The sequence below is a fragment of the Chthonobacter albigriseus genome (assembly GCF_013839445.1).
Taxonomy (GTDB): domain Bacteria; phylum Pseudomonadota; class Alphaproteobacteria; order Rhizobiales; family Pleomorphomonadaceae; genus Chthonobacter; species Chthonobacter albigriseus.
The window spans coordinates 67,901-87,771 of the sequence record NZ_JACDIT010000004.1; the positions used below are offsets into that span (position 1 = coordinate 67,901).

Sequence of the window (19,871 nt, forward strand, 5' to 3'; positions counted from 1 at the left end):
TGGCCGGATTGGATTTCAGACAGTCGATTTGATCGGCAGACCTCCATTTCGCTGACGACTGGCCGGCGCTCCTCACCGGAGCGCCGGCCTTCCTCGTTGGAGGCAGCGATCAGAGGGCGAGCCAGCGCAGCGGATTGTCGGGCGACTGGATCTTCACCAGGGTGAGATCGGTGTTGAACCAGGTGCCGACCAGCGGGCTGCGGTTGTCGAGCACGAGGTCGCCGCTGTCGGTGCGCACGACGAGAACGGCGTGGCCTTCGCCGGCGCGGGTCTGGGCCACCGCGACGAGCAGCGCCGAAGCCGGGAAACCGGCGGCGATGAGGCGGCTGCGCTTGGTGAGAACGAAGTCCTCGCAGTCCCCCGTCCGCGGCTCCAGCGACCAGACGTCCTTCAGCGGGCCCTTTCCGGTGTCGGGCCTCAGGCGGATGGCGGCGTTGACGCTGCGGTTGACGCGGCTGATGAGGGCGAAGGCGTCGGTGTCGAGCGCGACGAGGGAGGGGCTTTCGCTGGCGGCACACTGGGCGGGGTGCTCGGCGCAGAAGACCGCGAATCCCATCGGCGCGAGTGTGGGCTTGCGGAGGGTCTGCAGTGCCACCTTCAGCGCCGCGACCTTGTTCGGGGAAGAAACAGAATCTGCAAGGGCGGATGAGGGGGACGCCAGCGAAGCCGCAACGGCGAGGCAAATAATCGCGAGAGCAGACTTCTGCATCCCGGACTCCTGTTTACGCAACACGCCGCATCATGCGAGCGCGCGCGGGGCCTCACCGGTACACTCACGGCCGGGAGTTAACCATTGATTTACATGTTTGGCTAGAGCGGGGCCGATCAGTGGCCGTTGCGCGGCGGCGCCGGCTTCGGACGCCGAAATCCGAGGCGGCAGCCGGAGACCAGGCGTTGACGGACGATGTTGATGCCGATCACGGCGGCAAGGCCGGCCGCGCCGACCAGTGCGACGCCGACAAGAACGGTCTTGCCGAGTGCCGGGCCGATCTCCCGCTGGAGCAGGTGACGCGCGCCGTTCGGTCTGGAGGTCATCCGTCCAACCTTTCACCCTGGGAAACAACGCGGCCTGCGGATGTACAGTTCCCGCCCGGCTAACAGGCGGTTGCAAGCGAGGTTAGCAGGCAGACCGCCTGCGATATAATGAGGGATATTATTATCAATAGTTATGCGTATATTGATTTATGTAACGATGGTTTTATTTACGTGGAGCACCATTGGTGCGACAATAGGGCCTACATCGATTGGGGGGAGCCAAGCGATGATCTTTACCAAGTACGATGCGAATCTGGCTTTGATTCGGGCCATCGACGTGCTCTCTGAACACGCCAACAAACCGATGAGTGCGGAGACATTGGACCTGCTCGAAGCCTACATACGGCGCATGCAGGAGGCCTACGCGCAGCTTCGAACCCTTTGTGATGAAGCGGCTAGCGTGCAGCCCGCCTCCAACGTCGTCTATCTCGACTGAACGCAACAACATGACCGACCGCTTCCGTCGCGGCAGTGCGACGGAAGCGTCTCGCGACCCTCCCAGAAGCGCTGCGGCGACGGAAGCGGCCCGCCATCGCTGAATCTGTGGCGAGGCCCGCCTCTTCGGGCCCCGCCGGATCCGGCCGGATCAGGGCTTGCAGCCGCACGGACCACCGTGTCCGCCGCCGTCGCCATCCCCGCCGGCGCCGCCCCCGTCAGGGCCGCCATCGCCGCCGCCGTTGTCACCGCCGTCCGGATCGCCGCCGCCGTTGTCTCCGCCGCCGTTGTCACCGCCGTCCGGATCCCGGCCAGGCCCGGCGCCGCCGGGTGCACCGTTGCCGCCGGAATCGGCGACTTCGGTGTCGTCGTTGTTGTCGCGGGCCGGATCCCAGCCGCTACCACCGGGTGAAAGGCACGCCGTGCTGCCGGTGCCGAACAGCAGCCGGATGAAGGCGTTGGTCTCGCAGCCGTCACGCACCGGATCGGCGGTGAGCCCTTGCGGGCGCGGCTCGATGGATCCCGTGACGATGTCGTCGGGATCCCCGGCGACGGCGACCCGCGGAGCGTCGCTGCGGGAGATCGAGCCGGTGGTCATCTGGTCCGGGTCGGCATAGGAACTTGCCGGGAGATCGGCGGCGTGGGCGCTGGAGGTGAGAAGCGCCAGGGCGATGAGTGCGCGCGGATACATGCAACATCCTTTCCGCAAGTCATGACGGTTAATAGTTCGTGAGGCCTCAAACTAAAAGTCGAACTCAATGGCGCGGGTCCGGTTCCCGCTTGCCGTCCCGGATCGGCGTCTTCGTGGGCAGGGAAAGCGACACGTTTGCGTGTGTTGCGTCTTGAACACAGGCCGGGCCGTGCCGATCTCTGGGACGACCCGTGGTCCGGGCCCCTCTGGCGGACGCTGAAACGCGCGTCCCGCGATGTCGGACCTCCCTTCACGTCTTGGAATGGAGCCCGCCGATGATCATGGATTTCCTGATTTCGCTGTTCGTCTTTCTCGTCGTCGACCCGGCGCAGGCGCAGATCCAGTCGGCGATGGAAGCCGCAAACGTGCCGGCCGCCGTGGTGTCCCAGGTGCGCGACTGCGTTTCCGCCGCCGGACCGCAGCTGGCCGAACGCGCCTGGAACGACCCGTGGTGGGGCGTGACGACCGCGATCTCCGTCGCCGTCGGCATGACCGACGCGACGGCCGCGATCGGCGACGTCGCCCCCGGCTGCGCCACCGCGATCGACGGCGTGCTGCCGCTCCTGCTCGAAACCGAGGTGTGACCCGGCCATGCGCCGCGATCTGCCGAGCCGCGTCCTGGTCCGCCTCGCCCGCGGAGCCGCCGGGGAACGCCCGTCCGTCGGCGATGTGATCGACCGGCTGGGCGCATCCGGCCCCGGCATCCTCCTGATGGTGCTCGCCGTTCCGGCGCTGCTGCCGAGCCCGGGATTGCCCGTCGGGTTCGTGTTCGGCGCGGCGCTGGCAGTGGTCGCGGCGCAGATGGTGCTGGGACGCAATCGGATCGCCCTGCCCCCACCGCTGCGCGAACGCCGGCTGCCCGGCGCCTTCCTGCGCCACGGCGCCCGCTGGACGGCCCGCCGGCTGGCCGGCCTGGAAGGCGTGCTCGACCGACGGCTGCCGTGGCTGACCGGCGGCGCCGGCCGGCGCGTCGTCGGGCTGGCGGCGCTGGCGATGGCGGTGGTCATCATGCTGCCGATCCCGTTCGGCAACGCACCGGCCGCCGCGGCGGTTCTGCTGATGGGCATCGGGCTCGTCACCCGCGATGGAGCCGCGCTGCTGGTCGCCTATGCGGCGATGGCCGCGGCTGTTGTGGCGGCCGTCTGGCTGGCCGGCGCCGGACTGGACGCGGCGGGCGCCCTGCTGCAGCGGGCGGCCGGCTGACGCGCTCAGGCGGACAGCCAGCCGAGCGTCGCCCCGGCGAGCACGAGGTAGCGCCCCACCTTGCCGATCGCAACCAGCGGCAGGAACGTGACGAGGGGTTCGCGCAGCGCGCCCGCCACGACCGTGAGCGGATCGCCGACGACGGGAAGCCAGCTGAGCAGCAGGCTCCAACGGCCGTAGCGTCGGTACCAGCCCTCCGCCCGCGCGAGTGCCTCGGGCTTCACCGGAAACCAGCGCCTGTGCATCAGGCGCTCCGCCGACCGGCCGATCAGCCAGTTGATCACCGCGCCGAGCACATTGCCCACGCTGGCGACCAGGACGAGCAGCCACGGCGCGGTGTCGCCCTTGACGAGCAGGCCCACCAGCACGGCCTCCGACTGCGCCGGCAGCAGCGTGGCCGCCAGCAGCGCCGCCAGGAAAAGGCCGCCGAGCTCCGCCATCATGCAGCCGCGAGCCCGCCGAGCCCGTGCAGGCCGATGTAGATCCCGACCGCGATGATGAGCAGACCGGAGACGTAGGGCGCCCGCCGCGCCAGCGCGCCGAACCACGCGACGCGACCGCCGATATGGCGCACGCCGAGAGCGGCCACTGCGCCGACCGTCACCAGCGTGATGGCGAGGCCGATCGAGAAGCAGAGCACCAGCACCGCGCCGAGCGCCAGCTCCCGCACCTGCAGGCAGAGCAGCAGCACGGTGATCGCCGCCGGACACGGGATGAGCCCGCCCGTCAGCCCGAACATGAGGATCTGGCCGTTGGTCACCGTCCGCCCTGCGAACCGCCGGCGGATATCCTCCGCATGGGCGCGTCCGTGGGCGTCGGCGTCGTCGCCCCCAAGGTCGACGGGCGGATGGTCGTGCCCGTGCTCGTGCGTGTGGGGATGATCGTGCCCGTGCGGGTGGTGATGATGATCGTGCCCGCGCGGGTGGTGATGATGATCGTGGTGATGATGATCGCGATGGTGATGGTCGGGCGCGCGGCGGCGATTGTCGCGGCGGATCTGCCGGAGCATCCAGAGCCCCACGCCGATGATGACGACGGCCGAGGCCACCTGGAAGTAAGGTTCGGCGGCGTCCGCATCGAGGCCGCGCCAGAGGGTGAGCCCGCCGAGCGCGATACCCCACACCACCAGGGTGTGCGACACGGTGGCGGCCAGCCCGAGCAGGACCGCCTGCCCCACCGTGCCGCGGATCGCGACGATGAAGGCGGCCATCAGCGTCTTGGAATGGCCGGGCTCAAGCCCGTGCAGCACGCCGAGCAGCACCGCGCTCGGCATGAAGAGCCAGGCGTGGACGGCGCCCTGCTGAAGCAGATCGGCGAAGGACGGCATCAGGGACTCGGCGCTGTGCAGGAAAGGGCCACCCCCAAGTCGAGCCACGGACAGGGCGGGCGCGTCAAGGACCAAGGATGGGCGGAAATCGCCAAGCCACCGGGCACGCCGGCCCCTTCATAAAGATGTTGTTAAGGACAACTAGGGTCTTTTTCGTTTCGAAACACCAGACCCGGATACCCGAAATGCCCCCCATCCGATTTGAGACGATGATCTTCTTCTCCCTCATGGCCCTCGTGGTGCACTTCGGCACCTGGTGATTTCGGACAACGGGAAGCAGGGCCTTGACGGGGCCTCCCGCGCCCACTTCCGAGCGACGTGATCCCCTCGACGGCAGGTCGTGGGCCAACGGGCGCCGATCGGCAGACCCGATACGAAGAGTTGTAGTTTCCCTTTTTACGGGTAGATTTCTGGCTAGCAACTTTTAATTTATCTGCGCTGCAAGCCGGACGCCCGTGAACCACCCATTCGGCCCTGTCGGTGGCGACAGGAGCGAAGCCATCCCCCTGGTTCCGCGGCGAGCTAAGGCTCTGCCGAGATCCCCCGGGATTCGCGCCGCCCAGACTGCCACCGCCTGCCTGATCTTCGCAGCCTTCGCCACCGCCAGTTTCGACGTGACCGGAAACATCCGGCTCGGCGGAGCGAACCTACGGCTCTTCAACCTGCTGCAGATCGCGGTGATCGGCGCAGCGGCCTTGACGCTGCTCCAGAACGACCGGCTGGACGGCCGGGTTCTGAAGTTGTTCGGGGCCGGATCCGCCTGCCTGGCGATGGCGGCGGGCGTGGATCTGGCCGCCGGCCAGATCGCCGCAAGGCCGGAGAGCAAGGCGACCGGCTACTCCCTGTGGCTTCTCCTGAACGGAACCTTCGCCCTCTCCGGGTATCTCGTCGGCGCCTACATCCTGAAACCCGCCCGGCTGATGAACCTTTATCTCGCATCGTTCCTGGTGACGTGCGCGATCGGCGTGGTCCAGTTCGTCCTCGGCATCGGCGGCATCAACTTCTTCGTCAAGCAGTGGTGGATCGAAGGCCGACTGCCCCGCCTGAACGCCTTCACTTACGAACCAAGTTATCTCGCGACCTACCTGATCACCGGTTTCGTGGTCGCCACCCACCTGTGGCGCTGCGTGCCCGCCCCCATGAAGCCGCTTCCCAGGCTGACAAGCATCGCCACGGGCTTCCTCATCCTGTTGTCGTCATCGCGCATGGGCATCCTAATGGTGGCCGCCTACCTCGCCTGGATCGGGGCGCGCGATTTCATCAGCCCGCGGGTGCCCGCGATCCGCAAGCTCATGACGGCGAGCGCGGTGCTCTCGGCGCTGACGATCGGAACAATCGGGCTCCTCGCCGTCGGCGTACCGGACGGAATCAAGGAGATGTTCCTGTCCGGGACAGGGCTGGCGGGAACGGCGGACCATTCGGTGTCGATGCGCCAGTCGCAGATCGAGGCCACGTTCGAGGTGTTCCTCGACCACCCCCTGATCGGCGTCGGCCTCGGCAACGTCGGCATCTCGGCCTTTGAGATCCTCTACGGGGACGCAGTCTCGCTGTTGGATCCGAGCGGCCTGACCGGGATGAACATCACATACGAAACGCTGGCCGGCATGGGCGTGGTCGGCTTCTGCTTCCTGGCCGCGTTCGTCGCCACCCTGTTCCGCGGCGCACGCCGCAGTCTCGCCGCCGCGCCCGCGGCGCGCAGGGTCTTCCATGGCTCCATGCTGGCCGGCTTCGCCGCGCTGATGCTGATCCTGCAGCTGAACCAGAACATCCTGCGCGGCTATATCTGGTGTCACCTCTTCGCCGTCGCCGCGATCACCGGGGCGATGCTCGTCAACACGGCCAAGCCCCGGCCCGCCCGGCGGCGCGGCCGGCGCCGCCGCCTGTCTAGGCTGTCGATCGGCATGCGGCCGTTCGGAATCGTGAGCCGCCACTTCGGCACTGAGGAAAAAGGGCCGGGACTGGCTCCCGACCGCGACACTGCCGGCTGACAGCCTCGCGGTACCACGGCCGCGGCAAAGACCCCTTCGGGTTGCATCAAGTCCAATTCTGGACTATATCCATATCCGGATGGAGATGATCATGCCTGCTGCCCGGACCACCCCTGCCGAAAGGCCCGTCGCGCCCACTCTGGGAGGTGCGGAACGGTTCTCGCCCGCCAATCGGCGACGGCTGAGCGGGCCGGGCTTGCGGACCTTCCTGGCCATCGCCGACCTCTGGGGACTTGCCGACGAGGAGCGTCTGCTGGTGCTCGGATTGCCGTCGCGGTCCACCTATTACAACTGGGTCAAGGCGGTGCGGGAGCACCGGGACATCACCCTGGACGTCGACATGCTGACCCGCATCTCCATCGTGCTCGGCATCCACCAGGCGCTCGGCATTCTGCATGGCACCGAGCGGGAGGGCGTCGCGTGGCTGCGGACGCCGCACGCCGCGCCGCTGTTCGGCGCCCGCCCGCCCATGGCGCTGGTCACCAGCGGGACCCAGGACGGCCTGATGAGCGTGCGCCGGTTCCTCGACGCGGCCCGCGGCGGGCTCTACATGCCGCCGGGCGACATCGACCGGATTTTCCGCCCCTACACGGACGCCGACATCGTCTTCACATGAGCGACCGCCACGCCCCGGCGCCGGTGCCGACTTACCGACTGATCCCGTCCCGATTTCCGCCGATCGGCCTGTTCGACACGGTGGCGACCGCGGCCGACCTGGAGGCCGTCATGGACCTCGCGGGCTGGACCAACGACCGCCTGGTGGCCGAACGCGTCGCGCGCCTGCCGAAGGCCGAGTGGGTGTTCGGCCGCCCGAACGCCAGCGTGGTGATGGCCGCCTTCCTCCACGTGGCGCCGGGCGGCATGCGCTTCAACGGCCCGGACCTCGGCGCCTGGTATGCGGCCGCAAGGGTCGAAACCGCCATAGTGGAGGTCGGCCACCACCTGCGGCGCGAGGCGGCGGCGACGGGCGCCCCTTCGTTGTCCCGCCAATACCGCGCCTACACCGCCTGTCTTGCCGGCGACTACCTCGACATCCGCGGCGAGCAGGCGGCAAGGCCCGACGTCTACGCTTCGGACAGCTACGCCGCCGGGCAACGGCTCGGCGAGGCGGTGCGCGCAGCCGGCGGCGCCGGGATCCTGTTCGACAGCGTCCGCCACCTCGGCGGCACCAACGTGGTCGCCCATCGCCCGCCGAACGTGCTCGACGTCACCCAGGCCGATCATTTCGAACTGACGGTTGAAGCCGCCACACCCCGCATCGAAGCTCGCCGCCTGGCCGTTTGACCGGCAACGGGAACGGCTTCGGATGGGCGGGAGAACGCGGGGCTGGCGTAGTGGCAAGAGGCTGTGACGCAGCACAGACCGTGTTACCTTTCGTTCATCCGATCTCCGGGAGGGGGGATAGCGAATGCGGGTTCAAGCCGTCCATCATGTTGCAATTGCTACCCGGGACCTGGAGAAGTCACTGGCATTCTATTGCGGTGTTCTGGGCCTGGAAGCTGCGCCCCGGCCGAACTTTCCAGTCGGCGGCGCTTGGCTCGATTTGGGGTCAACTCAAGTCCATCTGGTCGTTCATTCCGACGCGACGTTCCGCGGCAACGACAACATTGACAACAACGATTGTCACTTCGCTCTCCGTGTCGAGAACTTCGACGACGCCCTTGAGCGATTAAACCGGCACGGCTTCACGGAAGATGGAGGTACGGGCAAACGGCTTTTGGTGAAACGGCATGGACCTGCCGGCTTCCCGCAGGTCTATGTTCTCGATCCGGACGGGCACGTCGTCGAACTCAATGCCGAAGCCGGATAGAAGATCCCAACGCCAAACGGCAGGTTGGGAACAAGGGCAAAACACCGAGAAAGATCGAAGTTGTTTTTTCGGCGTGGCGACCCCGAGAGGGTGGAGCAAACCAGACGTAAAAGCGTCGACAGAACAATATCTTGGCGATGCCCGAAGGTGAGCATTTGTACCACCCCTCTGGCCCTGCCTCAAGACGAATGCCCCGGATCTCCCGGAAAATTCCCGGAGCAATCCGAAGGGTCGCTCGCGTGAGACGGACATCTTTTTGGCAACAGCAAGTGTTTGCCCCTGTTGTCGGCGGCGGAAAGTGGACTCGGCATTCAAACCCAACGGCAACAGCTGGTATCGCTGAAGATTAAGACCTGCAACCGGATACGATTGCGAGACCTTCAGGGCGCTAATCATCGAATCCTGCGTCGCCCTGCCCGCATTACAGAAGACTGTTTTTGCCCTGCCACCTTGTCTTCGACACGATCTATAACTTAATCGATATCGCAATCTCTGCCGCGACAAAGGGCATGCAGGACGGAGACTTGCTACTACAGGTGCATCGAAAGGACACCTTTACAGTTGATATCGCGACATGTCCTTTAGGATCGGAGCAGATTCGATGGAATGGCGAGACGCGATACGAGAAGGCGTATATCCGGTGGCTTTCGTCGCAAAGCTGACGGGATCCACATCCACGCGCGTATCCTCTTGGCTCAAAGAGACAAGCAAGTCGAAACTTCCGCCGGCCATATGCACTCCAAACATATCGGTCCAAGGGAAACGGGTTGTCTCGTTTCAAGGTCTGGTCGAGGCCCGCTTTATCGCGCACTTCCGCAAGCACGGGCTTAGCCTGCAAACGATCCGGAAGGCGGCAAAGAAGCTCCGCGCCAATAACGGCCCTCATCCGTTTGCAACGAACTCGCGTTTTCGTACAGACGGGAAAAGAGTCTTCATGGAGGAGGCGCTAGACGATAACGAGCGCCGAATTCTAGATGTCATGACTGATGAATTTGGCTTTCCAACTGTGCTGGAACCGTCTTTGTTTGAGAGCATCGTTTATCTCGACGATGTGGCCGCAAGACTGATTCCATTCCCGGAATTCCCGAACGTCATACTTGATCCACGCTTTGCTCTTGGCCGCCCTGTCGTATCCACAGGGTACATTCCGACAGACACATTAGCAGCAGCCTTCTTGGCTGAAGGGGATGTCGACGAAGTCGCCGAATGGTACGGGACCGATACAGCATCCGTGTTCCAAGCAGTCGGTTTTGAGCAACGACTTGCCGCATGAAGATCAAGTTCGATGAGAACATTTCTCCGAAAATCGTCGAAGCAATCCGCAATCTCGAAACCGATTCAAGTATTGAGATTAGCACTGTCCGTGAAGACTACGGCCAAGGAATAGAGGATCCAGATTGGATATTCCGCTTCAAATCCGAAGGCGGAACAGCGATGATTTCTGGTGATCACAACATCCTACAAGATCCTGTCAATCTGAAATCGTATACCGAGTCTGGCTTGATCTCCTTCTGGCCACCGCGAGGCTTCCCCGAACTAAAGAAATTTGGCCAAGCGGCTCTACTTATTCGCTGGTGGACCGTGATTAAGGAGAAAGCAAGACAATCCACCCCTGGATCCCGATGGCGCATACCTCAGACTGGCCTGTGGAGTCCTGGTGCCGACAGGTTTGAACAGATCAGAGATCCGCGGATCGACAAGGCGGACGACAACTAAACCGCCCCGAACCACTCCTCCTCCACCTCCACCTCAGGCACCAGCCGCGTCTTAACTCCGAGCTTCAGATCCCGCAACAGCTCGCACAGCGCTTCTCCGTCTACGAGATCGATGGCCGGTGCGCCGTCCCTTGTCGCTTCCCGGCGGGCCTCTGCCGTGAATGTGCTGGTGGTGATGATCAGCCCCTTGTCAGCCCGGCCGACCATCGCGCCCCTGAAGTCCCGCACGACGGCGGGGCCAACCGCCCCCTGCCAGCGCTTGCACTGAAAGATCACCTGGAAGGAGACGAGGTTCATACGGAGGATTCCACTCCCGTCTATGCCACCGTCTCCGGAGCGCCCAGTCACATCCACGCGCGTGAAGCCGGACTCCCGGAGGATTCGTTGCGCCAGACGCTCGAAGGCATCGGCCTTCATCGCCTGTAGGATCGCCAGGAGCCGATCAGACCAGAGCATGGATGCCACGTCCTGAACGGCAGCCTCTTCGCGGTCGTCGGCCGTTGGCTTCCTGGCGTCCTTCTTCGCTCTTGCCTTCGCCGCCTCCTTGACGTTTCGGCGAAGAACCTTCTCGTCGATCCCGAGAGCCTTCCGGCCATTGTCGGTGAGGATCCACAGACCGCGCGAGGGGTTATCGGCAAGCCCGGCGATCTTGAGATATGACCTAGCCCAGGCAATTCGATCCGCTACGATCGGAACGCCCGTTTTCTCATAGACCTGATCAAGAAGTGCCGGACCAAGCCCGAGTTGTACCGCGACCTTGTCGTCGATCTCGCCATTGGTGGCGGAACCACCAAGCGCATCAAGCGCGATCAGGACCGGACGAAGGAAGTCATCGTACTTTGGAACATTAAGCGACATATTGCACCATGATCCAAAGAAGAGAAGATTGATAAATTACCTACGGACTCCGTCGTTCATGAAGCTGTTCCTCTGGCGTTGGTCAGCTTCTTTGGCCTCCGCGATCTTCTTTTCTTCGGCCGACGCAAAAGCTGTATGCGCTATGGCCATCCCGATCAGGGGCACAGACGTGAGAAGGAGTGCTGATAGGAGGGATATACGGACGTCGTAAAAGAGGACCACTGCAAAGGGGACAAAAAGGATTGCCGCAACACCTAACGCCTTCATTTCGTACGATGGACGGCCAAGTGTATAGGCGATGCCGAATCCACTGGATTCGCCATGCACCCTGTGTCCGAGGCTTACGGCAGCGTTTCGCGCCGTCTCTGGAGAGCACCGAAAAAATTCTCGATTCTGAGAAACGCGATGTGCCGATAAGACTTTGTGTATTTGCGCCTCCGTTTCGATTGGCCGATGAGTTAAAATGTACCATTCCAATTCGAATGGCGTAGGAACTCCCGTTGTTTGGCCAAGACAATCGACACGGGCTGTCGGGGAAACATTCGACATGCCGATCTTTACAAGACCGGGCATAGAAGGATTGGTGGCGCAATAAACATACATGCGGTGCATTCCCAATGCATCTAGAATAGAAACTATCACGCCACCCTACGTAGCGCGAAGCTTCTGCCCCCGTCCGTCGATGAAATTTCCCCGATCCGCGCGAGCGCCATGAGCACATCGGTGATGTCGGAGCGGACATTCCGGCCGGGCTTGAAGGTGGCGGCGAGGGTGGCAGCATCGATCGAGCCTCGGGCGTTGGCCAGCGCCGCCCTGATAGCCTCGGTCTGGTCCAGTTCGGATTTTGGAAAAGCCGGGAGCGTTGCAGCCTCGGAAGAAGCGACAGCGCCGCCGAGATCGGCTTCGATCTGCTTGGCCTTCTCGCTCTCCGTGCCGAAGCGAGGGATCTGGTACTCGGGACGAAGCCAGCGGACGAGGCCACGCTTTTCTTCTGCCGCCCGTTCCTGGTTGAGGGCGACAAGCCGGGCAAGGATCTCCTCTTCGGGCAGGTCGGCAGGCCAGCCGTAGGCTTCGGCAACGGCAGCGTCGAGACGGTCGTGGAGTTCCTTCAGGATCAGGACGAGACCGTCGTCGAAGATGCGTCGCTCGCTCGCGTCAAGATCGTCACGGGACGCGCCAGCGCGGAGGCGTTCCAAGACATTGTATAGGCCCGTCAAGGTGAGATGCGGATGGCGGGTGAGAACATCCTTCCGGTGCGCGTTGAGGTTCTCAGCAAGTGCTTCGATGGTCGTGCGTTGACTTTCGGCCGAATTCGGGAAGGGGAACGGGTCGAAGCAACGCGACTTGGAATAGCGAGGATCATTCCCGATTCCGAGCCACCCTCCGGCCCGTAAAGCCCATGTAGAGTGGACCTTCGATGATAAAACCCCGAGATCAAAACCACTAGACAGAGCGATCGCAACTAACATGTTGTCGGGCAGTATCGCACGATCGAGAAACTGGAATACGCGATGCTTCGATGTCTCAACCGTCGCAATGTAGCGAGTCAAGCCCGCTAGCGCCGGCCTTAAGTCACGTCGAGGTTCGCCAAAGACCCACCAACGGTCACGGTAGGTTTCTCGGTTGTTGTGGTCTCTCTCCGGTTTCACAGTCGCCAAGATGCGCTGGTAGACCTCAGGGAAGCGTTTCCGCACCTCGTCGGCTTCGAGCCCGAAGAGGTCGATCACCATCACCCCGCGCGGCCGGGCCGTCAGATCCCGTCCGTTCCGATATTCGCGAATGTGGTCCTCCAAGCCGGGCCTTCGTCCAAGGCCTAACAACTCGGCTTCGGCCTTTGTGACGATGAACCCTGATCCGTGAAGCTTTACCCCCGGCGACGAGAGCCCCTCTCCGGCGCGAAGCGGAACCGCGCGAGTCACATCCACACCGACCGACAAGTCCGAGTTGATTGTCCCTGCCCTCTCGACGAACCCAATTACAGGCGCATCCGTGTCGAGATCAGCTTCGGCCGTCACCTCGCGCAACAGACCGTCACTCTTCCCCGCCAACGCCACCGTCATCGCGATGCGGACCGCCGCGCTGTCCCGGCTGACCTTCGTCCAAGGATGATCGGGAATTGCCATGACAATCGACAGCGGCTTCTTGGCCGTGAGATATCTCTCCATGACCCGGCGCTGGAAGACCTGGCTGATCGAATTCGTCGTCACGAACCCGAAGCGCCTGAGCTTGGTGCCCTTGGCGAGCAGGATATCCGCCGCGCGGTTCCACCAGTACATGACGAAGTCCGCGCTCTCGTTCATGGGCTTGTGCGCCGACCAGAGCGCTTCGGCGTAGCCATCGCCCATCCGCGCCCGTATGTCCTTTCCGCCGACGAATGGAGGGTTGCCGACGATGAAGTCCGCCTCCGGCCATTTAGGCCGACGCGGGTTCGGATAGACCTCCCTGCCACCCTGCACCTTCGGCAGGGGATAGCCGTCCCAGGTGAGCACGGCGTCCATGGCCGTGATGTTGTGGAAGGCGGACAGCACCGGTTCGCCAGGCGGTTCTCCAAGGGTGCGGAAATACCACTGAAGGTACCCGATCCAGAGCACCAACTCGGCAATCGCTGCCGCCCGTCTGTTGACCTCCAGGCCGAGGAACTGACGGGGATTGATCGTCCGCCTTCCAAGGTCGGTCGTCGCCTTGCCGCCTCCGAGGGAGGCCAGAGCGTCCAGAACCTCACCCTCCAATCGCTTCATGAGTTCGAGGGAGACATAAAGGAAGTTGCCCGTGCCACACGCCGGGTCGAGCACGCGGGTGTCGCAGAGGCGGTTGTGGAAAGTTTGGACGGTTGCCACCGCAGCGCCGCTCCGGCCATCCGCTTTTTGCCGTTCGGCCGTAGACAGGACGTTCGCCCAGTCCGCTCGCAAGGGGTCGATGATGGTGGCGATCACCAGTCGCTCGACATAGGCTCGCGGCGTGTAGTGAGCACCGAGCCGCCGGCGCTCTTGCGGATCGAGCGCCTGTTCCAGGAGTGTGCCGAAAATCGCAGGCTCCACATTCTTCCAGTTGTGTTCGGCCGCCCGTCGAAGCTCGCCGATCTCCTCCTTCGGGAGCGCGAGAGCGCGGCGGTTCTTGAAGAACTCACCGTTGAAGTGCTTCACCTTCTGTCGAAGTGTGGCTGAAAAGGTGCCCTCGTCCATCGCCCGCCACAGGTCTTCCAGCATGCCGGGGAAGATGGCCGGATTCGCCTCACAATCGCGGAGCAGTTCCTTGAAGCAATCCTTCGGGAGAAGTTCGACGTCCTCGGCGAACATCGTGAAGAGGACCCGCATGAGGAACATGGCGACCTCTTCGGGCGGGTGCCCGGCCTTCTCCAAGGCCATCGACACCTTCGCCAGCCGGGAGGCAATATCCCGCGTCACCTCCGCCGCATGCCGGGAAGGGTCGAGCGACATCGGGTCTTCCCAGATCGCGCGGAGGCGATCCCGGACGGCAGCGTCCCGGAGGTCTTCCAGATAGACCCGGTATGCCCGACGATCCGGGTACTGGTCGAACGCCTTCCCGTCCCGGCGGAAGTTCGCGTAGACCTCAATGCAGTGCCCGACATCGCAGACGAGGACGAACGGCGGCGGCTGGTGATCGGCAGGGAGAAGGCGGACATAGTCTTCAGCCTGCCGCCGGGCGTTCAGCATCAGGACGTCCCAGGCGCGATCGGTGCCACGCCGCCCGCGCGGAGCGGCTTCCGGTATGCCCGGTGAGGAGTGTTGAGGCCCGCTCGGCTGCTTGTCGCCGGAGAAGCGGGATTGCTTGGCTTCCAGGATGAAGCTGTCGCGTTTGTAAAGGTCGATCCGGCGGCTGGAGACGGTGCCGTCCCTCCCGATCTCCTTCACCACCCGTTCGAACACATAGTGGTTCTGTTCGGTTGTCGCCTCGGCCGGATCGGGCCTCTGAACGCCAAGCACATCGCAGAGTTCGGCGAGGAACAGGGCGTAGTTGGCCCGTTCCTGCCCGCCTTCCTTGCCCTGCCAGCGCCTGATGAACTCCTCGACCGCCGCAGCCACAGTCCGCCCGCCCCCGCCGCAACGAGGAAGACGATACATACACGCAGAGGAGTCGACAACAAGAAGAGCAATCCGAACGTGTTTGATATATTGTAGGAATTATGAGTGTTGATGTGCTGTTTGCCTCCTCGCTGTCTGGTTATCCGGACCGATGCCAAGGGTCGCGCACGTGAGAGGTGACCTGTACGCGGCAAAGGCACCGTTTCCCCCCTCTACCCCCCCCCGGCGATGCAAATACGGCGGGTCCGACCGGCCAAGGCAAATCGCCCGTCCAATAGACCCCGCCCTCTCGGACGTGTCCGCCCCCGCCCGTTAACCGCGTCCAAAACGTGGCCATTGACTTCTGGACGATGGCGACTCAGCATCTTTAGACCTTCTGGACACCACCGAGAAAGGATCAAGGATGCTGATCGGGTACGCACGCACCTCCACCACCGAACAGAAAGCCGGGCTCGAAGCTCAACACCGCGACCTCACCGCCGAGGGATGCGAGAAGATCTTCGCGGAGCACGTCTCCTCGGTGGCCGATCGGGCAGAGCTTGAGCGGGCGCTGGAGTTCGTCCGCGAGGGGGACACGCTGGTTGTCACCAAGCTCGACAGGCTCGCACGGTCCGTCACCACCGCTTGGCACGTGGTCGAGCACCTGGAGAGGAAAGGGGCGGGGCTCCGCATCGTCAACCTCGGAGGCGACCGCGTGGACACGAAGAGCGCCACCGGCAAGCTCATCCTGACCATCTTCTCAGGGTTCGCACAGTTCGAACGCGAGATGATGCTGGAGCGCCAGAAGGAAGGCATCGCCAAGGCCAAGGCGGAAGGCCGCTACAAGGGCCGGCCACCAAGCGCCAAACTCAAGGCAGACGCGGTGCGGTCCATGGCGGCGGAGGGCAAGACCCCGACCGACATAGCAAAGGCCCTCGGGATCGGGAGAGGCAGCGTCTACCGAGCCCTCGCCACCACCACCACCGCCCCCGACACCACCACCGCATGAAACGAGAAGGGCGAGGCCCGAGGTCCAACCTCAAGCCCCGCCCCTTCGGCTCTCCCGGCGGACCAGCCGCAAGGCTGACCGCTTGCCGCCTGTCGCATGGATTTGACCGTCCGTAGCCCCTCAAGAGCACCTCGGTGAGAGATCTGCAACTCCGGGTTATCCGATGGAAGGCTTGAGGCACCACCATGCGGCCTCCTGGAGGAAGTCATAGACGAAGTCCCGAGGCATCACCGGACCCCTAGAGAAAGTCCTAGACCAAGTCCAGGGGCATCACCATGTGGCCCATAGACAAAGCCCTAGACGAATTCCAGAGAATGCACCAAGTGTATTCAAGATATACACAAGACCTATTCGAGGGCAATCAAGAGACAACTCATTCGAGTGCGGGTGTTGAACAAGAGGATGCATCGAGGCGAGCTCAAGATGATGCCCTGTATGCTGACCGTGATCTGGCGGAGACTGGATCGGAGGAGGAGAAGTGTTTGACGAGCGAGGGAGAAGCGCGTACGCATAGGTTGCGATCAGTCCGTCGTTCTATCGATTGATCTGCATGTAACGCAAACCTGGAGTTCTTCATGTCGCGTCAAGTGCGTAACCGCCGCCTCCCCGCTCCTGCCCTCGCCGCCCTCGCTGCTTACAACGACAGCTTGCTAGAGACTGATCCGGCACCGGCCGACGCTCGTCTTCTGCCGCTGTCGGGACTGGAAGAAGTCGGCATTGCCCGTGCGAATATCAAGCAAGACATCCAAGGTCAGTACGTGGAAGTCTGGTTTCAGAAGCCCGATGCGGAAGGTCTGACCGAGCGTCTTCTTGATATTCCGATGTATTATCTCCTCCTCCTTCATTTTATCAGTGGAGTTTGGGTCGAGATTGACAGGAAAGGTAAGAAAAACGGCTACTATTTTCCAAAGGTAAACTTCAAGGACAAACCATCCGGGATCATGCTCGGGCGACTGGTCACGGACGCTCAGCCGGGCTATCTCGCCGCCTCAAAAACCAAAGAGGGCGAATTCAAGGATCTACGCCGGTCCGCTCCGTGGCGCTTTTCCAAGCATCCGACTGCCAAGTACGGACGAGAGGACGCCATCTCCTGGTCATGCGAGAAGCTGGCCACCGCCCTTGCAGCCGGAGAGGGCAACTTCGGCGGGCTGACCCCCCGTGATCTCGATGCCATGCTCCGGGACGGCTACGCCTTCCTCGACCAGCACTATCCGCTCGGCACCTCGGACGCCTGACCCGCCATGGCTCCTCCCCGCCGCCGCCCCTCTCAACTCACCGTCCGCGCCCTCGAACGCTCGGCCGACGCCAGCCGTTGCTGCGCTGTGTTCGGATGCGGTCGAGTGCCCGAGGCGGCAGCGGGAACGGGCCTGTCGCTGTTCCTCTGCCGCTATCACCGCCAGTTCAAGGCCCGGCACGGATCGGAGTGGAAGCGTTCGTACTCTGCCGCCGACCTTGCCCCCTACCGCCGCGCCGCTGCCCGATACCTGAAGCCCCGCAAGCCCGACTTCTGGATCGCAAACGCCCTGATCGCCATCGAGACGCTTCTCGCTTCCGGCCGGTCGACCCGCATCACCGACCTGCGCCGCGCCAATCCCGACGTGAAGGCCCGCGCCGCGTTCGCCCGCCTGAGAGATGCCAAGATCCCGCCAGCCGTGATCCTGGAGCGGTGCGTGGCCGTCCTTGCGATGCACCTGGAGGACCACTCAAAGCCGTCCGGTCGGGAGTTCCTTGACGTCCAGCTCGCCAAGTCGGTCCACCGCCTCGCCGCCGGCAAGCGGACCAGCTACGGCCCCGGTTCGTCCTGGTACAGGGCGGCCAAGTCCAGCGGTCAGGTTCTCCGCACCCTCGGGCGCACCCTGAGGACCGCATGCGAGTTCGTCGAGGCGGAGCACGTGCCCGCCGTGCTGGCCCTCAAGGTCGAGCGCGACGGTGCCAAGCCGTACCGGCAAGAGCCCCTGGTCCGCTCCAGGTTCGGCAACGATCGTGCCCCGCCACCGATCCCGCCCGAGGACAGGCCCCTAGCCGGAGACGGGGACATCACGCCCCGCATGGTGGAGGAGGAGGCCAGAAAGATAAGGCGTAGGTTCCGCGAGATCGGATGGAAGGCCTTCGAGGGAGAGTTCTGAGGTGGACCAAACGACCCGCCCGGACCCTGCCGGCGATGATGAGGATGAGGACACCTTCGCGAGTGAACTGGTGCGGGAGGAAGGGGAAGCACAAATCGGCTCTGCCCGGCCGTGGTTCGATCCGTACTGGACCACCACCAATCCCGCCCTCCACCTCCTTGCCGAACACCTCATCGCCATCCATGACGCCCGCAACCCGCGCCAACGCAAGCGCAGGGCCACCGACGCGGCTCTCCTCCTTCGGTCCGTCCTTGCGCTTGTCTCCAACGCTGCCCTGGAGCGACTTCAAGGCCACCCCGAGCCCGCCTTCCGCATTGCGCTCGCCACGCCCCGCACGAAGCTCGCTCCAGGCATACCCCGAGGCCAAGCCTGCCTCGCCAAGCTACTGCACACGCTCCAAGCGGCTGGTGTGGTCTCCCTGACCGCCTCTCCTCGCCTCAAAGGCAAGCCCGCCAGTCCCTCCTGCCTTTTCATCCCCGCCGCCTTCTTCGACCCGCCGTTCCCCGCTGCCGTCTCCCGTGGAGACTTCGGCCGCACGTCCGACTTCGCGCCGATCATCCTGCGGGAGACCTTCCGCAAGCGCGATGGCTCGTCCGAACGCCTCCCCGTGCCCTTCCGTAGGACGCACCACGTGAGACGCATGGAGGAGGAGGTGGAGCGGATCAACCGGGCGCTCTGGACTGCCGAGATCGGCTTCAAGCCCGACCAAGAGCCCTCTCCGCACTTCCACCAGCGGTTCCTCAGCCGTCGTTTCGTCGTGCCCCGCGACGCGCCCGGCCGCCGTGCCCTCGACCACGCGGGACGGCTTTACGGAGGCTTCTGGCTGAACATGCCGAAGGAGCGCCGCTCCCGGTTGAAGCTCGACGGGGAGGCGGTGGCGGAGGTGGACTTCTCGGCCATGATGCCCCGCCTCGCCTACATCGCCGCCGGCCACCCGCCGCCTGAGGGTGATCTTTATGACATCCGCCTTTCTGGCTCGCTGGAAGGCCATACACGGGCGATCGTGAAGAAGGCGACATCTGCACTGCTCACCGCAAACCGGCCGCTACGGAGCTTCCCTGAGTCAATCGACGCCAAAGCGCGTAAGGAGGCGGGCATCACGTGGTCTGCGCTCCGGGAATCAATCCGCCGCCGCCATCCCCTCATTGCCGAGAGCTTCGAGAGCGGCGCAGGGCTCCGCCTTCAGAAGACCGAAAGCGACATCCTCGTGCTCGCTCTCCTGAAGCTCCTGGACCGGGGGATCACCGCCCTGCCAATCCACGACGCCGCCCTCGTGCCGGTCTCCCGGAAGGCGGAAGCGGAGACCGCCATGGAGGATGCCGCCGAGGCGATCTGCGGTCGGCGCTTGCCGTTGAATATACGAGTTGCGTAATTCGTTGCTCAATAGGATCGTAGAGGCATAACTCATTGCATCTGCTGCGTTATCGCCGCTCTCTCACTTTATGCCACTCGCAATGCCCCCCGGTGTGCCCTCAGTAGCTCTCGTAGACCCCTCCTCCTCCGCCATCCACCACCACCGCCGACGGGCTTGAAGCCCCTCTACAAGCATGACCTGAAGCCCTCGCCAAGCCTGCCTGAGGAGACCATGACGGTTGGCTCTGTGTTCCAAGTGACCAGGGTGACACCGGACAGTGTCTCCAAGTGGCAGGCCG

Annotated in this window: 21 protein-coding genes; 13 read left to right on the forward strand and 8 right to left on the reverse strand. The window is 63.8% G+C overall.

The features are described from left to right. Positions 1-109: 109 nt before the first annotated feature. On the reverse strand, positions 110-709 hold the full coding sequence (locus tag HZ321_RS12575; RefSeq protein WP_181702711.1) for a transglutaminase-like cysteine peptidase: 600 nt from the start codon (positions 707-709) through the stop codon (positions 110-112). 116 nt (positions 710-825) lie between these two features. Beyond that, on the reverse strand, positions 826-1,035 hold the full coding sequence (locus HZ321_RS12580; protein WP_181702712.1) for a hypothetical protein: 210 nt from the start codon (positions 1,033-1,035) through the stop codon (positions 826-828). Positions 1,036-1,261: 226 nt separating this feature from the next. Between HZ321_RS12580 and HZ321_RS12585 the strand changes: the two genes are divergently transcribed. After that, positions 1,262-1,471, forward strand: a complete 210-nt coding sequence (locus tag HZ321_RS12585; RefSeq protein WP_181702713.1) for a hypothetical protein — start codon at positions 1,262-1,264, stop codon at positions 1,469-1,471. 150 nt (positions 1,472-1,621) lie between these two features. On the opposite strand, the gene HZ321_RS12590 is transcribed toward HZ321_RS12585, so the two are convergent. Further along, the gene (locus tag HZ321_RS12590; RefSeq protein ID WP_181702714.1) at positions 1,622-2,161 is read right to left on the reverse strand and encodes a hypothetical protein; all 540 of its coding nucleotides are present in this window, start codon (positions 2,159-2,161) and stop codon (positions 1,622-1,624) included. Between the two features lie 275 nt (positions 2,162-2,436). Here HZ321_RS12590 and HZ321_RS12595 point away from each other — a divergent pair, with 275 nt between their 5' ends. Together HZ321_RS12595 and HZ321_RS12600 are read left to right on the forward strand one after the other, a co-directional pair. Further along, entirely contained in the window at positions 2,437-2,745 is a 309-nt protein-coding gene (locus HZ321_RS12595) for a hypothetical protein (protein WP_181702715.1), read from the forward strand. Between the two features lie 7 nt (positions 2,746-2,752). Next, entirely contained in the window at positions 2,753-3,364 is a 612-nt protein-coding gene (locus HZ321_RS12600) for an exopolysaccharide biosynthesis protein (RefSeq protein WP_181702716.1), read from the forward strand. Positions 3,365-3,369: 5 nt separating this feature from the next. Here the strand turns inward: HZ321_RS12600 and HZ321_RS12605 are convergent, their stop codons facing one another. After that, a complete protein-coding gene (locus HZ321_RS12605) occupies positions 3,370-3,807 on the reverse strand; it encodes a YqaA family protein (protein WP_425305396.1) in 438 nt (145 codons plus the stop codon). Next, on the reverse strand, positions 3,804-4,691 hold the full coding sequence (locus HZ321_RS12610; RefSeq protein ID WP_181702717.1) for a nickel/cobalt efflux transporter: 888 nt from the start codon (positions 4,689-4,691) through the stop codon (positions 3,804-3,806). Before HZ321_RS12610 ends, HZ321_RS12605 begins: the two co-directional genes overlap by 4 nt. Before the next feature lie 455 nt (positions 4,692-5,146). Here HZ321_RS12610 and HZ321_RS12615 point away from each other — a divergent pair, with 455 nt between their 5' ends. The 6 genes from HZ321_RS12615 to HZ321_RS12640 all read left to right on the forward strand — a co-directional run bounded on the left by HZ321_RS12615 (position 5,147) and on the right by HZ321_RS12640 (position 10,205). Then, a complete protein-coding gene (locus tag HZ321_RS12615; RefSeq protein ID WP_181702718.1) occupies positions 5,147-6,679 on the forward strand; it encodes an O-antigen ligase family protein in 1,533 nt (510 codons plus the stop codon). A 91-nt stretch (positions 6,680-6,770) separates the two neighbouring features. Then, positions 6,771-7,295 (forward strand): antitoxin Xre/MbcA/ParS toxin-binding domain-containing protein, encoded by a 525-nt coding sequence (locus HZ321_RS12620; RefSeq protein ID WP_425305397.1) that lies wholly within the window; start codon positions 6,771-6,773, stop codon positions 7,293-7,295. Then, on the forward strand, positions 7,292-7,963 hold the full coding sequence (locus tag HZ321_RS12625; protein ID WP_181702720.1) for an RES family NAD+ phosphorylase: 672 nt from the start codon (positions 7,292-7,294) through the stop codon (positions 7,961-7,963). Before HZ321_RS12620 ends, HZ321_RS12625 begins: the two co-directional genes overlap by 4 nt. 124 nt (positions 7,964-8,087) lie before the next feature. Further along, a complete protein-coding gene (locus HZ321_RS12630; protein WP_181702721.1) occupies positions 8,088-8,489 on the forward strand; it encodes a VOC family protein in 402 nt (133 codons plus the stop codon). A 601-nt stretch (positions 8,490-9,090) separates the two neighbouring features. Next, a complete protein-coding gene (locus HZ321_RS12635) occupies positions 9,091-9,762 on the forward strand; it encodes a MerR family transcriptional regulator (RefSeq protein WP_181702722.1) in 672 nt (223 codons plus the stop codon). Continuing rightward, positions 9,759-10,205: a PIN-like domain-containing protein gene (locus HZ321_RS12640; protein ID WP_181702723.1), complete on the forward strand. Its 447-nt coding sequence runs from the start codon at positions 9,759-9,761 to the stop codon at positions 10,203-10,205. The genes HZ321_RS12635 and HZ321_RS12640 overlap by 4 nt, the downstream gene beginning before the upstream one ends. Here HZ321_RS12640 and HZ321_RS12645 read toward each other — a convergent pair. Genes HZ321_RS12645 through HZ321_RS12655 form a run of 3 tightly spaced genes read right to left on the reverse strand, consistent with a single transcriptional unit; the run spans position 10,202 to position 15,105 of the window. Then, positions 10,202-11,062 carry a restriction endonuclease gene (locus tag HZ321_RS12645; protein ID WP_181702724.1) on the reverse strand — a complete coding sequence of 287 codons (861 nt, stop codon included), beginning with the start codon at positions 11,060-11,062 and terminating at the stop codon, positions 10,202-10,204. The genes HZ321_RS12640 and HZ321_RS12645 overlap by 4 nt on opposite strands. A gap of 36 nt (positions 11,063-11,098) precedes the next feature. After that, positions 11,099-11,674: a GIY-YIG nuclease family protein gene (locus tag HZ321_RS22030; RefSeq protein WP_425305398.1), complete on the reverse strand. Its 576-nt coding sequence runs from the start codon at positions 11,672-11,674 to the stop codon at positions 11,099-11,101. A gap of 26 nt (positions 11,675-11,700) precedes the next feature. Then, positions 11,701-15,105, reverse strand: a complete 3,405-nt coding sequence (locus HZ321_RS12655) for a DNA methyltransferase (protein WP_342343847.1) — start codon at positions 15,103-15,105, stop codon at positions 11,701-11,703. Between the two features lie 403 nt (positions 15,106-15,508). On the opposite strand from HZ321_RS12655, the gene HZ321_RS12660 reads away from it, so the two are divergent. From HZ321_RS12660 to HZ321_RS12675, 4 genes are all read left to right on the forward strand, one after another. After that, positions 15,509-16,093 (forward strand): recombinase family protein, encoded by a 585-nt coding sequence (locus tag HZ321_RS12660; RefSeq protein WP_181702727.1) that lies wholly within the window; start codon positions 15,509-15,511, stop codon positions 16,091-16,093. Positions 16,094-16,668: 575 nt separating this feature from the next. After that, complete coding sequence (locus tag HZ321_RS12665; protein WP_181702728.1) at positions 16,669-17,328, forward strand: hypothetical protein; 660 nt, start codon at positions 16,669-16,671, stop codon at positions 17,326-17,328. A 105-nt stretch (positions 17,329-17,433) separates the two neighbouring features. Then, positions 17,434-18,219, forward strand: coding sequence for a hypothetical protein (locus HZ321_RS12670; RefSeq protein WP_181702729.1), 786 nt, complete (start codon positions 17,434-17,436; stop codon positions 18,217-18,219). A gap of 1 nt (position 18,220) precedes the next feature. Then, positions 18,221-19,591 carry a hypothetical protein gene (locus HZ321_RS12675; RefSeq protein WP_181702730.1) on the forward strand — a complete coding sequence of 457 codons (1,371 nt, stop codon included), beginning with the start codon at positions 18,221-18,223 and terminating at the stop codon, positions 19,589-19,591. Positions 19,592-19,871 lie beyond the last annotated feature (280 nt).